Origin of the sequence: Bordetella trematum (assembly GCF_900078335.1) — a bacterium.
GTDB classification, from domain to species: Bacteria; Pseudomonadota; Gammaproteobacteria; order Burkholderiales; family Burkholderiaceae_B; genus Bordetella; species Bordetella trematum.
Genome location: NZ_FKBR01000008.1, coordinates 50898 through 65824, shown reverse-complemented (window position 1 = coordinate 65824; position 14927 = coordinate 50898). Strand labels below are relative to the sequence as shown.

The window sequence follows — 14927 nt, the reverse complement described above, 5'->3', positions numbered from 1 at the left end:
GCTGGTGCTTATGCCACCAGCAGGGTGGGGGCGGCGGACCGGTTTGCGGCGCCGTCGCCCGAAAGCGAGTGATCGAACCACTCGGCCACCGCGCGGAACTGGTCGGCGGTGTTGTCGATGCGGTTCATGTGGTTGCGGAACGCTTCGGCGCCCGGCAAGGCGTCGATATACCAGCCGATATGCTTGCGCGCACTGCGCACGCCGGTATGTTCGCCATAGAAACGGTAGTGGTCGTCCAGGTGCTCGAGCAGCAGGTCGCGCATCTCGGTGAGGTCCGGCGCCGGCAGCTTCTGCCCGGTGCGCAGGAAATGATCGATTTCGCGGAAGATCCAGGGGCGTCCCTGCGCGGCGCGGCCGATCATGATGGCATCGGCGCCGGTATAGTCCAGCACCTGGCGGGCTTTCTCCGGACTGTCGATATCGCCGTTGGCGATGACCGGGATGCTGATCTCGGCCTTGACGGCCCGGATCGTGTCGTACTCGGCCTCGCCGGTATACAGGTCGCAGCGGGTGCGGCCATGCAGGGTCAGGGCGGCGATGCCGCTTTGTTCGGCCAGGCGCGCCACGCGCAGGGCATTGCGGCTGGCGCGGTCCCAGCCGGTGCGGGTCTTGAGCGTGACCGGCACGCCCAGCGGCGCACACGCACTCACCACGGCGTCCAGGATGCGCGCGATCAGGTCTTCATGGCGCAGCAGGGCCGAGCCCGAGGCGAGGTTGCACACCTTCTTGGCCGGGCAGCCCATGTTGATATCGATGATGCGAGCGCCTTTGTTCACATTGAACACCGCGGCTTCTGCCATCATCTCGGGGTCAGCGCCTGCGATCTGCACCGAAACTGGCGCTATCTCGCCTTCGTGGTTCAGGCGTCGGGAGGTCTTCACGCTATCCCACAGACGCGGGTTGCTGGCGGCCATCTCGGACACGGCATAACCCGCCCCCAGCCGCTTGCAGAGCTGGCGGAAAGGACGATCCGTCACCCCGGCCATGGGGGCGACGAAAACATTGTTGGGAAGGGACCAGGGGCCGATGCGCATGCTCACATTTTAACCGTCTTGACGCCGGCCTCGCTTGTAACGGGTCGCAAGCCGTGGAAAACGGCTGGCGGCGGGGCCGGAGGCAGGCTAGACCCGCAGCCCTTGCAGCAGATGCCGCGCCAGTGGCGCGCGCAGGGGCGCGGCCAGATCCAGGGCCAGCAGGCTCAGGCCGCAGGCATGTTCGACGGCGGGCTGGCCGGTGGCGAAAGCGCGCGGCATCAGGTCGGTCAGGCAGGCCGTGACCCAGCGGTCGGCGCGCCGCGATCGGGCAAATCCAGCCAGCCGCTCGCGGGGATCCTGTTCCGGTTGCCAGCCTTGCAGGGCCTGGGCCAGTTGCGCGGTATCACGCAGGCCCAGGTTCAGGCCCTGGCCGGCCACCGGATGCAGCGTCTGGGCCGCGTTGCCGATGGTGGCCACCCTGCCCTGTACCTGGGTGTGGCGGGCCTTGAGCTGCAGCGGGAAGACATGGCGCGGGGCCTGGCTGCTCAGGCGGCCCAGGCGGTCGCCAAAAGCGGTGGTCAGTTCCGCAGAGAAGCGCGCATCGTCGAGCGCGGCCAGTTCGGCTGCGCGCGCGGGGGCGGCGCACCAGACCACCGAATAGCTGCCCGCCAGCTGAGGGTGCGGCAGCAATGCCAGCGGCCCTTCGCGGGTGAAGCGTTCCCAGGCCCAGCCGGCGCGCGGCAGACTGGCCTGGGCGCTGGTGAGCAGGGCATGCTGGCCGTAGTCGCGCTGCACATCGGCGCCAGCCGCGCCGTCGCATTGCACGGCGACCCGGCAACGCAGGTCCTGTTCGCCCTGGCGGACCAGCACGGTGTCGGCATCCTGGGATGCGATGTGGGCCAGCGGGCCCGGCAGCAGCGTCACGCCGCTGCGGGCCACCTGGTCGGCCAGGCGGGCATGTAATCCGGAATAGGGCACGACGCTGCCCAGCTGGGGCACGCCGAACTCCTGGTGGTCGATGACGGTACGGCCCAGGCGGCCTCGTTGCGAGACATGCACCTGACGGATGTCGGCCGACTGGGCCGGCCAGGCGGCCAGGCTTTCGAGCAGCACGCGGCTGCCCTGGTTCAGGGCGAGCACGCGCGGATCGGCGGCCGGCGCGGCATGCGCGGCAGGGCCGGACAACAGGGCAATACGCGCCGGATCGGGGTGCTGGCGGGCCAGCAGCAGCGCCAACGCCTGGCCGACCGGGCCGGCGCCCAGTATGGCGATGTCATAGACCATTGCATTCATGGGGCGGGATTTTAACCGGCGCGTCAAGCGGCTGCGCCAGGCGGCAGGGTTGTCCGGGATTACTCGCGCATCAGCGCTTCGATCTCGCGTGCATCGACCGGCACGCCGCGTGTGATCAACTCACAGCCTTCTTCGGTGATCAGGGCGTCATCTTCGGTGCGTATGCCGATATCCCAGAAGGCCGGCGGCACGTCATCGGCGCGTGGCACGTAGATGCCCGGTTCGATGGTGAGTGTCATGCCGGGTTCCAGCAGGCGCCAGGGGCGCGGGGCGCCGGGCTGCGGCGCCGGGCCGCGGTAGTCGCCCACGTCGTGCACATCCAGGCCCAGCCAGTGGCCGGTGCGATGCATGTAAAAGCGCGCATAGGCGCCGGATTCCAGCACGCCGTCCAGGCTGCCCTGCAGCAGCTTCTCGTCGAGCATGCCCTGGGCCAGGACGCGCAGCGCTGCCTGGTGGCCTTCGTCCCAGTGGCGGCCCGGCGCGGTGGCGTCGGCGGCCGCCTGCTGGGCAGCCACCGTCAGGTCGTACAGGGCGCGTTGCGGCCCGCTGTAACGGCCATTGACGGGGAAGGTTCGGGTGATGTCGGCGGCGTAGCTGTCGAATTCGCAGCCAGCGTCGATCAGCACCAGATCGCCATCGCGCAGCTCGGCGTCGCCGGCCGGGTAGTGCAGGATGCAGGCATTGGCGCCGGCGGCCACGATGCTGTTGTAGGCGGGGGCCTGGGCGCCATGACGGCGGAATTCATACAGCAGTTCGGCTTCGAGTTCATATTCACGCATGCCGGGGCGGGCCGCCCGCATGGCGCGGGCATGCGCGCCGGCCGAAATGCGTGCTGCACGCCGCATGGCGGCGATCTCGGAGCCATCCTTGATCAGGCGCATCTCCGCCAGTACCGGATCCAGGTCGCGCAACGTCGCGGGCGCGCGTGCCCCGGCGCGCGCCTGGTCGTGGGCCGCCCGCAGGGCGGTGCGGGCGGTTTCCTGCACGGCGGGCCGGGCGCTTTGCGACAGCCACAGGCAAGGGCGGTCAAGCATCCAGGGCGGCAGGCACTCCGACAGTTGTTCCACCGGATAGGCGTCGTCCAGGCCAAAGCGTTCGGCCGCCGCCTCCGGGCCGACACGGCGGCCCTCCCAAATTTCCTGGGCCTCGTTGCGCTGGCGGCAGAACAGCACGCTGCGGGTCTGCGCCCCGGCGATCAGCACCAGCCAGGCCTCGGGCTCGATGAAGCCGGTCAGGTAGTAGAAATCGCTGTCGTGCCGGTAGGGGTAGTCGCCATCGCGGTTGCGCATGACTTGTGGCGCGGTGGCCACCAGGGCGATGCCGCCCCCCTGGCTCTGCATCCACTCCAGGACACGGCGGCGGCGGGCCGCGAAAGGGATCAGATCAGCGACGGGCAGGCTCATGGTCAGACTCGCACAGGCAGGGTACCCCCGTACTGTACCGCGCCGCCCGCTGCGCGATAACCCCATCGGCGGGGCGGTTGGACTGGCTTTTCGCCGGGGCGCTGCTACAATCGCCGCACTGTCATTGGGGAGTAGCCATCCTTTGTTTCCCCAAGGGAGTCAGCGTCAACAAGCTTGAGGTTCAACCTCATGGCGCTGACGGCCTGACGCAGGGCATTCGTGCCCGCCGTCAGATGCCAGGCGAGACCTTTGGCCTCATCGCGTTCACCCCCAGCCGGGCGAGCCGCGATGTTGCGCCAAAGTTTTCTGCTCGTCCGGCTGCCCCCTATGTTGCTCTCCATCTTTCTGTTCCTGCTCTCTGCGGCGATCATCTATTTCGCCTGTGAATTCTTCGTCAACGGTGTCGAGTGGGTCGGCCACCGCATGAAGCTGGGAGCTACCGCCATCGGCACGGTTCTGGCGGCCTTCGGCACGGCGTTGCCGGAAAGCGCCGTCACTTTCATGGCCGTTGTCTTCGGCAATACCCCGGAAGAAAAAGATATCGGCGTGGGCGCCGCCATGGGCGGGCCGCTGGTGCTGGCCACGCTTGCCTATGCGGTGGTCGGCTTTGCCATGTGGCGCAAGCATGCGCGCGGCCAGACGGCCCCCATTCACGCCGACCAGCGTCGCCTGGCGCGTGATCAGGCCTGGTTCATGGGCATTTTCATCGTCAAGCTGGGCCTCGGGCTGCTGGTCTTTGCCTGGAAACCCTGGTTGGGCATTCTGTTTCTCTGTGTCTACGGCGTCTACGTCAAGCGCGAACTCTCCAACGACGAAGACTGTCTGGATTGCGAAGACCTGGAGCCGCTCAAGCTGCGTCCGCGCGACGCCGAGCCGTCCATGGCCTGGGCCTGTACGCAGTCGGTGCTGGCGCTGGTGGTCATCGGCGTGGCATCGCACGTCTTCGTGCAGCAGATCGGGGTGCTGGGGATCGCCATGGGAGTATCGCCTCACATGGCTGCGCTGTTACTGGCGCCGGTCGCCACCGAACTGCCCGAGATCATGAACGCCCTGATCTGGGTGCGCCAGGGCAAGGAACGCCTGGCGCTGGCCAACATCTCCGGCGCCATGATGATCCAGGCCACCATCCCGAGCGCGCTCGGCATCTTCATGACCCCCTGGCTGCTCGACGCCCCGCTGCTCGTGGCCGGCGCCCTGACCCTGGCCTCGATCTCCCTGCTGTGGCTGCGTTTCCGCAGCGACACCATGACCGTACCCGCCCTGGCCCGGGTCGGCGGCTTGTACGGCGTGTTCGCGCTCTACCTGGTCTGGCACTTCACCGCCTGAGTCCCCACCCCCATGCAAAACAGCCGCCCCGCCGCCGGGCCGCCCCAAGGCGGGGCAGCCCCCCCGGGGGGCAGCAAGCACGCAAAGCGTGCGCCGCGTGGGGGCTCCCACCCTCAGCGTGTGGCCACCTCTACGCAAGAACAGCCGCCCCGCCGCCGGGCCGCCCCAAGGGGGGGCAGCCCCCTCGGGGGCAGCAAGCACGCCAAGCGTGTGCAGCGTGGGGGCTCCCACCCTCAGCGTGTGGCCACCTCTACGCAAGAACAGCCGCCCCGCCGCCGGGCCGCCCCAAGGCGGGGCAGCCCCCTCGGGGGGCAGCAAGCACGCCAAGCGTGCGCCGCGTGGGGGCTCCCACACTCAGCGCGGGGGTACCCCTTGTCCATCAGGGCTAACCCGCGTAGAATCGATGGGTTTTCAACATCAGGAGCTTTTCTGTGAGCACCGATTCCGGCGACAGTAGTAGTCGATCTTGTATCGACACCGCTGCTTGAACAGGATTTCCGCAGAATAGTTTCTGCCGCATCCTGTGAAAAAGCAGGTTGCGGCGTCTGGCCCTTCAGAGTTTCGGATTGCGTTCCGTGCTTTGGCCCCTCCCGGTTCCTCCGGTTGGCGGCATTCAGGGCAAGCCCCCAACATTACCGCCAGAACCGCCGTTGGTCCGCGAGGTCAGATCGCGCGTCTTCATGCGCCTCGATCCCCCGCGTGCCGGGCTGTGTGTGTGTCCGCAGTAGGGTTCCGCCTTGCCGTACGGGAGGTCATCATGCGCTTTTTCGACTTGTTTCTGCGTCGTGCCGGAGTGGATCGTGCCGGAGTCCAGGAGCGACGACCCGGGACGTCGCGCATCACAGTCGTGTGCCCGCGTGATGCATTGAATGATCTGCGCAAGCAGATCTGCCTGGATTTTTCCGCTGCCGGCCTGAATGTGGCGCATTTCCAGATCGACAGCTCGCAGCACGCCGATCTGGCCTCGGCCTGCGTCACGGTCAATTGCCCGCCCGAGCTGCGTGGCGAACTGATGTCGCAGGCTCGCCGTCTGAGCGCCAACCCGGCCGTGCGCCAGGTTCGCTTCGGCGCCCGTTCGTCAGCGCGCATGCTGCGTGCCTGACGCTGCAGTTTTCCTTCCCCCTACCAGGAGTCCTGGCCATGCCAAACAGTGACGAACCCGAGCCGCGATTGCGCTGGGTGAGCCTGGCGCGGCCTTTGTCCTGATCCTCAGCCAACGGCGGGTCAGTGCTGGCCCGCCGTCCGGACGCCGTTGGCGTCCCGTTCCCTTCCGCTCCTCCGGCGCGATTTCCCTTTCTTCCGGTCAACCCCGGCGCCCGCGTTCGCCTTTTTCCTGAGGAGGGAGGCGCGTTGGCGCACGCCTTCGGAGCACTCCGATGTTGCATGTTTTCAAAGCCTTGTTTACCCGGGCGGCACAGCTGCGCCATTTTGGCCGCCACTTCCGCCGCGATCCCATTCTTGAGCAGGGCGGCACTGACCCGGGGGCGCTGGCCGAGCTGGCCCGGCGCAGCGGCGCCCGCAGCCTGAAACGGGCCTATGCCCCCATCGAAGACCTGTATGTCGAACTTGGCACCGGCCCGCAGGGGCTGAGCGCGGCTGCGGCCGAGGCCGCGCGCCAAGTGCATGGCCCCAATCAGGTGGATCACGAACGTCCGCTCTCCTGGCCGGCGCATCTGTGGCTGTCTTTTCGCAATCCCTTCAATCTGCTGCTGACGGCTCTGGCGGCCTTGTCCTGGGTCACGGATGTGCGACTGGCCGAACCTGAAGAACGCAGTTGGGCTGCGGTCATCATCATCGGCTCGATGGTGGCTATCGCCACGGTGTTGCGCTTCGTGCAGGAGCGGCGCTCCAACCGGGCGGCCGAATCGCTGCGCGCCATGGTGCAGAACACGGCCACGGTATGGCGGCCCGATGCCCCGGGCGGCATCGAGCTTCCCTTGCATGAGCTGGTGCCGGGGGATGTGGTGGCCTTGTCCGCCGGCGACATGGTGCCGGCGGACTGCCGGCTGCTCAGCGCCAAGGATCTCTTCGTGGCGCAGGCCGCGCTCACCGGCGAGTCGCTCCCGGTCGAGAAGTCCACCCGCCCCACTGTCGGGCTGGACAATCCGCTGGAGCTGGAAAACATGGTGTTCATGGGCACCAATGTGGTCAGCGGCTCGGCCCTGGCCCTGGTGCTGGCGACCGGTCCGCAGAGCAACTTCGGCCAGCTGGCGGGCACGATCACGGCCAGCAGCCGCGCGCCTACCCAGTTCCAGCGCGGCATCAATCGCGTCAGCTGGGTGCTGATCCGCTTCATGCTGGTGATGGCGCCGTTGGTGCTGATCATCAATGGCGTCACCAAGGGAGACTGGCTGGAGGCATTGCTGTTCGCGCTGGCCGTGGCCGTCGGGCTGACGCCGGAAATGCTGCCGATGATCGTGACCTCGACGCTGGCCAAGGGGGCCATCGCCATGTCGCGCAAGAAAGTCGTGGTCAAGCGCCTGGATGCGATCCAGAACCTGGGCGCCATGACGGTGCTGTGCACCGATAAAACCGGCACCCTGACCCAGGACCGCATCGTGCTCGAGCGCCACATCGATGTGGCCGGCGCCCATTGCGAGCAGGTGTTGCACTATGCCTATCTGAACAGTCATTACCAGACCGGCTTGAAAAACCTGCTGGATGTGGCGGTGCTGGAACATGCCGAACTCGACCCCGCAGCGACCTATCGCAAGATCGACGAGATTCCCTTTGATTTCTCGCGCCGGCGCATGTCGGTGGTGGTCAGCCCGCGCGATGGCGATGGCAGCCACGAACTGATCTGCAAGGGGGCGCTGGAAGAGGTGCTGGCGGTCTGCTCGCACTGGCGGCGCGATGGGCAGGACACGCCGCTCGATGCGGCCTCGCGGGCGGACATCCGCCGCAGCACCGGAAGGCTCAATGCAGATGGCCTGCGCGTGATCGCGGTGGCGATCCGGCGGCTCGACGGTGCGCGCGATGTCTATTCCGTGAACGATGAACGGGATCTGGTGCTGGTCGGTTATGTCGCCTTTCTGGATCCGCCCAAGGACTCCGCCGCACCGGCCTTGTGCGCGCTGATGCGCGCGGGCATCAGTGTCAAGGTGCTGACCGGTGATGTCGAGGCGGTGGCACGCAAAGTCTGTCATGAGGTCGGACTGGAGGTCGAGCACTGGTATCTGGGCCCGGATCTGGATCGCATGGATGACCAGGAGCTGGGCAATGCCGCAAGCCGCGCAACGCTGTTCGCGCGCCTGACCCCCGCCCACAAGGAGCGCCTGGTGCGCGTACTCCGCGCTCAGGGAGCGGTAGTCGGTTTCATGGGGGACGGCATCAATGATGCGCCAGCGCTGCGCGCCGCCGACGTCGGGATTTCCGTGCATTCCGCCGTCGATATTTCCAAGGAAGCCGCCGACATCATTCTGCTGGAAAAAAGCCTGACGGTGCTGGAGGACGGGGTGATCGAAGGGCGGCGCATTTTTTGTAACATGCTCAAGTATCTGAAGATGACCGCCAGCTCCAATTTTGGCAACGTCTTCTCGGTGCTGGTGGCCAGTGCGTTTCTGCCTTTTTTGCCGATGCTGCCCATCCAGTTGCTGTTGCAGAACCTGCTCTATGATTTTTCGCAGACGGCCATTCCTTTTGACCGGGTGGATGCTGAGCAACTGCAGGTCCCGCAGCACTGGGACCCGGAAGGCTTGGGCCGATTTATGGTGTTTTTCGGTCCCATCAGTTCGATCTTTGACATCCTGACATTCGCACTGATGTGGTATGTCTTTCAGGCCAATACGCCGGAGCATCAAACCCTGTTCCAGTCCGGCTGGTTCATCGAAGGCCTGTTGTCCCAGACCTTGATCGTGCACCTGATCCGCACCCGCCACGTGCCTTTCCTGCAAAGTCGCGCGGCGCCCGCCCTGTTGTGGATGACCTTGCTCATCATGGCGGTCGGTGTGGCCTTGCCCTTCACTCCGCTTGCGAGCTATTTCGACATGCAGCCTTTGCCCTGGACCTACTTCCCCTTTCTCCTGGCCATTCTGTTGGGCTACGCCGGCCTGACGCAGGCGCTCAAGAACGTATGGGTGCGCCGTTATGGCTGGCAATAAACGCTTCGGGGCTGCGGCGGCCCTGCTGCTGGCGGCGTCGGCCAGCCACGCCGACGACACCACGTTGCAACTCTATGGCGTGGTCGATCTCGGTGTTGCCAGCACCCGCGTGAGCGGCGCCGACAAAGGCACGCGCAATGGCCTGTTGTCCGGGGGCCTGACCGACAGCCTGTGGGGCTTGCGCGTGGTCGAGCCGCTGGGTAGCGGCTGGTCCACCGAGGCCGGCCTGGAGAGCGGCTTTGACGCCGGCAACGGACAGATGAACGAGGCTGGCCGGTTGTTCGATTTCGGCAGCTGGGTGGCGCTGGCCAACGACGGCATCGGGCGCCTGCAGCTGGGCCGGGCGTCCACAGTCGCCATGACCTACGGCAGCGAACTCGAGGTCGCTTCCTGGCGTGACATGGGCATGGGCGCCTTGTTCAAGGCTTCCGATAACTACCGGCGCAACAATCTGCTGAATTACTACACGCCTCAATGGGGCGGGTGGCAGGCAGGGCTGGGCTACGCCTTTGATGCGGCCGGTCCGGATGGCCCGAAGTCCGGGGGGAGGGGGCATGCCCTGAGCGCCGGCCTCATGTATCAGTCGGAACCCTGGCTGGCCGTGCTTACCTGGGATCGCCTGCACCCCGGCAGCGGCAGCGAAGCCGCCGGGCGCCGTCCCAGCGCCTGGCAGGCAGGGGTGTCCTATCAGGCAGAAGGCTGGCGCGTATCGCTGGCCTGGTCGCGTCAGCGCGATGGTTTCGTGGGCCAGAACGGCGATGGCATCGAGGGTCTGGGCCCGCAGGCCTTCATTCAGGGTGGGCGGGCCGACGCCTGGCTGCTGGGCTCCGAGCTGGCCGTGGGGCCGCGCTCGGCCCTGTTGCTGCAAGCGTCGCTGGCGCGTCCCGACTGGCGCTGGGAAAACGGCCGACGCGCGGGCCGGGTGCAGCTCTACACCGTCGGCTGGCGCGAAGACCTGTCGGCCCGCACCAGCCTCTATGCCTTTGTGGGCCGGCTTATTGGCGGAACGCTGGACGACACCTTCACCGCTTCGGGGGGCGGAACCACCCGGGTTGGAGTCGGCCTGACCCAGCGCTTCTGAGCGTTACCCATGCAAACCGGCCGCTGCCCGGGCAGGGCAGCGGCCGGTTTACATGAGCCTTCGAGGGCTCAGATCGGGTCAGGAACCAGGCCGTGGTACTTGCGGCCAAACGCCACGGTTGCCTGGAACATGCCGGCCTTGCTGCCGCAGTCATAGCGCTTGCCATCGTAGCGATAGGCGTAGACCGGATGTTCGCGCATCATCGAGGCGATGCCGTCGGTGAGTTGGATTTCATTGCCGGCGCCGCGGCCGATGGTGCGCAGGTGGTCGAAGATCTGCGGGGCCAGCACATAGCGGCCAACCACGGCCAGCGTCGAGGGCGCATCCTCGGGCGCGGGTTTTTCCACGATGCTCTGGACCCGTTCGGTCTGGGCGGCCACTGGCGTGGCGGCGACGATGCCGTATTTGCCGGTATCGGCTCGCGGCACGTCCTGCACGCCCAGCACGCTGCCATCCTGAGCCATTGCGCATTCGATCAGCTGCGACATGACCGGCTTATCGGCATCGATCAGGTCATCGGCCAGCAGCACGGCGAAAGGCTCGTCGCCAACGGCCGGCGCAGCGCTGAGTACGGCATGGCCCAGGCCAAGGGGGGCAGACTGGCGGATATACAGGCAATTGACATGCGCCGGCAGGATGTCGCGCAGCAGCGCGAGCAGATCGTCTTTGCCCTTGCGTTCCAGGTCGGCCTGCAGCTCGGGGGCGCTGTCGAAATGGTCCTCGATGGCACGCTTGTTGCGTCCGGTGACGAAGATCAGATCGGTAATCCCTGCCGCTACCGCTTCTTCGACTGCGTATTGGATCAGGGGCTTGTCTACCACCGGCAGCATTTCTTTCGGCATTGCCTTGGTGGCGGGCAAAAACCTCGTTCCCAAACCTGCAACGGGAAAGACGGCTTTTCGCACGGGCTTCATCGGGACTCCAGCAAAATGGTTCGGGAAAAGGAATAGCGGCGAAAACTTTTCGCCGCTGTCGCTATCATAACGCTATGAACTTGCGCTCTCGTCCATTTTCGTCTGCGGCTGGGACCCGCATTTTGACCGCCGTCATGAGTTTGGCGCTGGTATTGCCTGCGGCTCCCCTGGTGGCCCAACCGGTCGGCCTTCCTTCCATGGGGGCGGCATCGGGCGCCGATCTCTCTCCGGCGCTGGAGCGCCAGCTCGGTGAAGCCATCATGGCGCAAGGCCGGCGTGATCCCACCTATATCCACGATCCGGAACTGGCGCAGTATCTGACCACGATGGGTCGAAAACTGGCGGCGTTCGCGCCCGGCGGGATGCCCGATGTGGAAATATTCGGCGTCCGTGATCCGGAAATCAATGCGTTTGCCATGCCGGGCGGCTTCATTGGCATCAACAGCGGCCTGATCGTGTCCTCGTCCAGCGAATCCGAACTGGCCGGCGTGCTGGCCCATGAAATCGGGCACGTGGCGCAGCGCCACATCGCGCGCGGCATGACGCAGCAGAGCCAGAACAGCATGGTCATGATGGCCAGCCTGGCGGCGGCCTTGCTGGCCGCCCTGGCAGGTGGTGGGGGTAACCTCGCCATGGGGGTGGCGGCCTTCGGGCAGGCTGCCGCCATCAACCGTCAGCTGGGCTTTTCACGCGATGCCGAGCGCGAGGCGGACCGGACCGGCCTGCAGATGTTGACCCGCGCCGGCTACGATCCGGCTGGAATGGCGCGCATGTTCGAGCGCCTGATGAACGCCTCCCGCCTGAACGAGGGCATGGGCGGCGGGGCCTGGGCAAGCACCCACCCCCTGTCCATCGAACGGATGTCGGATGTGCAGAACCGCATCCGCGAACTGCCGTCGTCGCGCTATCTCGACAGCGATGATTTCTGGTTCATCCGCGCCAAGATGCGCGTGGTGCAAGGGCGCGATGCCACCAGTCTGCGCAGCGCCCAGCAGCAGTTGCGTGACGAGGTCAACACCTTGTCCGGGGTGCGCCGCGCGGCAGCCCAGTACGGCCTGGCTCTGTATGCCTACCAGCGCAACGAACTGGAACAGGCTCAGAAACTGCTCAATGAAGCCATGGCCGGTGAGCGACGCTCGCCCATGATGGCCAGGCTCAACATCGATATCGCTTCGGCGCGCAAGGACCGCGGCCGCCAGCTCGCGCTGGCCCAGGCCGCCATCAAGCAATGGCCCGACAACCGCGCGCTGGCCGTCAGCTACGCCCAGGCCCTGCAGGACAATGACCGTTATGCTGAAGCGCAGGCCTACCTGCGCGACCGCATAGAAAAGTGGGGCGCCGACGAACCCGAGCTCTACCAGCTCCTGGCTCAAAGCGAATCGCGCGTCGGCAACGGCGTGCAGGCCCGGCGCGACATGGCCCGCTACTACATGGCGACCGGCGCCTATGCTGCGGCCGAATCCCAGCTCCAGCAAGCCCGCAACCTCTCTCGCGACTTCTACGAGCAATCCCAGATCGACGTCCAGATCCGCGAAGCCAAGGAGAAACTCGCCGAAGAACGCGCCCTCCTGGAACGCTTTCGCGCCGGTTGATCCGAGCCCAGTCCGCCCCGCCGCCCCGAGGTGAGGTTGCCCCCTTTTGGGGGCGGCAGGCGCGCAAAGCGCGCGCCGCATGGGGGCTTTCCCTATTTCCCTGTTTCGAAAAACCGTCCCAGCCGTTGCGGCAGCCAGTTCAGGTGAGCAGGGAAGGGGCCGGTGGGAAAGCCGGCATGACCGCCGGCGGCCGGTTGGTGCAGCAGCACCGATTCGGCGCAATCGGCCGGCACCGGCAGAGCGCTTTCAGGAATGAAGGGATCGTTGCGGGCGTTGAGCACCAGCGTGGGTACGGCGATCTTGGCCAGCCAGGGTTTGCTGGATGCGCGCGTCCAGTAGTCCAGCGCGTTGCGAAAGCCGTGCATGGGCGCGGTATAGGCGTCGTCGAAGTCGCGCAGATCCTTGGCGTGGGCGATGCGCATGACATCGATGGCGCCGGGAAAGCGCTTGGCCTTCTCCAGTACCTTGTGCTTCATGGTGCGCAGAAAGTAGGGCGTATAGATGCGGCGGCCGAAAAAACCGCTGCACAGCGCCTTGCCGCCGGCCACCAGATCCAGCGGCACGGAAACCCCGGCCGCGCCGGCCAGCCAGCTGCTGGTTTCGGGGTGTTCGCCGAGGTATTTGAGCAGGGCGTTGCCGCCCAGCGAGACGCCCACAGCATGCCAGCGGGCATGGGGCAGGCGGGCGCGCACTGTCTCCAGCATGAAACCGACTTCTTCGGAGTCACCGGAGTAATAGGCCCGGGCGAGGCGATTGGGCACGCCCGAACAGCCTCGGAAATGTGCGATCGCCACGATCCAGCCGCGTGCGCGGAAGTGGTGGGCGATGGATTGCGCGTAGCGGCTGTTGCTGCCGCCTTCCAGGCCGTGGAACAGTACCAGGGCGGGCGTGTCCGGCGTGCGTGGCAGGCTGTTCCAGTCTTGCGGGGACATCCAGCGCGCGGCGGCGGTCTTGCCGTTGACCGGCGCGTCCGTCCTGATGGGGCTGCCATCGGGCGCCTTGTGCGGGAACAGCCCGGGACCGGTCCAGTCGAAGTCGACGAAATCGGTGTCGGGCGTATCCACACGTTCGCGCACGAAGGCGATGTGGTGATATTGCGCCAGCGTGGCCGCGTACAGCGTCTGGCTATTGCCACCAGGCAGCCAGGGCGGGACGGGGCAAGGCGAGAGGTCGATCCGGGTCGCTGCCAAGTCTCTGCCTGTGCTCAGTGCAAGCGGTCGGGGACGTCGTGCAGGTCGAGCACGCCGGCCTCGGCGGGCGCCTGCGAGGCATGGTGCAGCACCATGCGCCAGCCGGTCGGCCCCTTGTGGTAGATGTTGGTGGCGTAGCAGTTGGCGAACTCGGTGCCTTCCCGCGTGAGGATGGTGATCTGTTCGACCAGCACATGTACGGCGCACATCATGCTTTGCACCACGACCGGGCGCAGCGGATGGATATGCAGCGGGCCGTTGGCCAGCACCTGTTGCCACGATTCGTGCACCGCGCTGTGGCCCACGATCCGCAGGCCGCCAGGGTGAATGCAGACGACCTCTTCGTCGTCCGCCCATATCTGCATGAGTCGATCGGCGTCGGCTTGTTCCAGGGCTTCGTAGAAGGCGTGCTCTGCTTCGTCAGGGGTGGCGAACATGGGCGGATCAGGATGGCGCGCGCCGCGCGGGATTAATGACCGTGGATGACCGTGCCGGGCTTCAGGCGGTATTCCGCCCCACAGTAGGGGCACTGTGCTTCGCCGGTGTGAGTGACGTCAAGGAAAACACGCGGATGCATGCTCCACAGAGGCGCTTTCGGCCCAGGACAGTACACCGGGAGGTCTTCCGCGCCGAGTTCGACGACTTCGTGCGCAGCTTGGGCAGCAGCAGTCATGTGACGTTCCTAAAAAAACGTAAGACGATCAAAATTGGGGAAAGGTTCAACGCTTTCCAGGGCGCCGGCCGGGCTGGCCTGGCGATCCGGAAAGGCGAAAGAGGGTGCCATGGGCGTCCCGTGGAAACCAACACGGTGCTGCGCCGGCGTGCCCTACTCCTTCCAGTGGCTCGTATTGTATCAAGCGACAGGGTTACAATACCCTTCTCGTTTGTGCCCGGGTGGGATGCCGGGGCCCGCGATAGCGGCGGCCCGGGCTGCTGCGCCGGCACTTCTCCGCATACCTTTCCTGCGAGTCACATGACTTTGTATCGCCAGGGGCCGGGCCGTGGCCGCTGAACCCTCCGACTGGGCGGCTGACGATCCCGCCCATCTTCGCCG

General features: G+C 66.3%; 12 protein-coding genes and 1 riboswitch. Of the genes, 5 read left to right on the top strand and 7 right to left on the bottom strand.

Annotation, left to right across the window (positions count from 1 at the left end; genetic code table 11):
• Positions 1–8: 8 nt before the first annotated feature.
• From dusB to A7V84_RS02615, 3 genes are all read right to left on the bottom strand, one after another.
• Positions 9–1034, bottom strand: coding sequence for a tRNA dihydrouridine synthase DusB (gene dusB / locus A7V84_RS02625; RefSeq protein WP_033535283.1), 1026 nt, complete (start codon positions 1032–1034; stop codon positions 9–11).
• Positions 1035–1121: 87 nt separating this feature from the next.
• Entirely contained in the window at positions 1122–2267 is a 1146-nt protein-coding gene (locus A7V84_RS02620; RefSeq protein WP_025516881.1) for a UbiH/UbiF/VisC/COQ6 family ubiquinone biosynthesis hydroxylase, read from the bottom strand.
• A gap of 59 nt (positions 2268–2326) precedes the next feature.
• Entirely contained in the window at positions 2327–3670 is a 1344-nt protein-coding gene (locus A7V84_RS02615; RefSeq protein WP_063491479.1) for an aminopeptidase P N-terminal domain-containing protein, read from the bottom strand.
• A 114-nt stretch (positions 3671–3784) separates the two neighbouring features.
• Positions 3785–3895: riboswitch (yybP-ykoY riboswitch) on the top strand.
• A gap of 102 nt (positions 3896–3997) precedes the next feature.
• Here A7V84_RS02615 and A7V84_RS02610 point away from each other — a divergent pair.
• The 4 genes from A7V84_RS02610 to A7V84_RS02595 all read left to right on the top strand — a co-directional run bounded on the left by A7V84_RS02610 (position 3998) and on the right by A7V84_RS02595 (position 10177).
• The gene (locus A7V84_RS02610; protein WP_025516878.1) at positions 3998–4996 is read left to right on the top strand and encodes a sodium:calcium antiporter; all 999 of its coding nucleotides are present in this window, start codon (positions 3998–4000) and stop codon (positions 4994–4996) included.
• Positions 4997–5753: 757 nt separating this feature from the next.
• Positions 5754–6098, top strand: coding sequence for a hypothetical protein (locus tag A7V84_RS02605; protein WP_025516877.1), 345 nt, complete (start codon positions 5754–5756; stop codon positions 6096–6098).
• 274 nt (positions 6099–6372) lie between these two features.
• Positions 6373–9096 carry a magnesium-translocating P-type ATPase gene (gene mgtA / locus A7V84_RS02600; protein WP_063491478.1) on the top strand — a complete coding sequence of 908 codons (2724 nt, stop codon included), beginning with the start codon at positions 6373–6375 and terminating at the stop codon, positions 9094–9096.
• Positions 9083–10177 (top strand): porin, encoded by a 1095-nt coding sequence (locus A7V84_RS02595; protein ID WP_025516873.1) that lies wholly within the window; start codon positions 9083–9085, stop codon positions 10175–10177. Before mgtA ends, A7V84_RS02595 begins: the two co-directional genes overlap by 14 nt.
• A 68-nt stretch (positions 10178–10245) precedes the next feature.
• Here A7V84_RS02595 and galU read toward each other — a convergent pair whose 3' ends face one another.
• On the bottom strand, positions 10246–11091 hold the full coding sequence (gene galU, locus A7V84_RS02590; protein ID WP_025516871.1) for a UTP--glucose-1-phosphate uridylyltransferase GalU: 846 nt from the start codon (positions 11089–11091) through the stop codon (positions 10246–10248).
• 74 nt (positions 11092–11165) lie between these two features.
• Between galU and A7V84_RS02585 the strand changes: the two genes are divergently transcribed.
• A complete protein-coding gene (locus A7V84_RS02585) occupies positions 11166–12683 on the top strand; it encodes a M48 family metalloprotease (protein ID WP_063491477.1) in 1518 nt (505 codons plus the stop codon).
• A 92-nt stretch (positions 12684–12775) separates the two neighbouring features.
• On the opposite strand, the gene A7V84_RS02580 is transcribed toward A7V84_RS02585, so the two are convergent.
• The 3 genes from A7V84_RS02580 to A7V84_RS20585 are packed head-to-tail and all read right to left on the bottom strand — an operon-like array spanning position 12776 to position 14546.
• Entirely contained in the window at positions 12776–13873 is a 1098-nt protein-coding gene (locus A7V84_RS02580) for a YheT family hydrolase (RefSeq protein WP_025516868.1), read from the bottom strand.
• A 14-nt stretch (positions 13874–13887) separates the two neighbouring features.
• Positions 13888–14310, bottom strand: a complete 423-nt coding sequence (locus A7V84_RS02575; RefSeq protein ID WP_033535279.1) for a YybH family protein — start codon at positions 14308–14310, stop codon at positions 13888–13890.
• A gap of 32 nt (positions 14311–14342) precedes the next feature.
• Positions 14343–14546, bottom strand: a complete 204-nt coding sequence (locus A7V84_RS20585; protein WP_025516864.1) for a zinc-finger domain-containing protein — start codon at positions 14544–14546, stop codon at positions 14343–14345.
• Positions 14547–14927 lie beyond the last annotated feature (381 nt).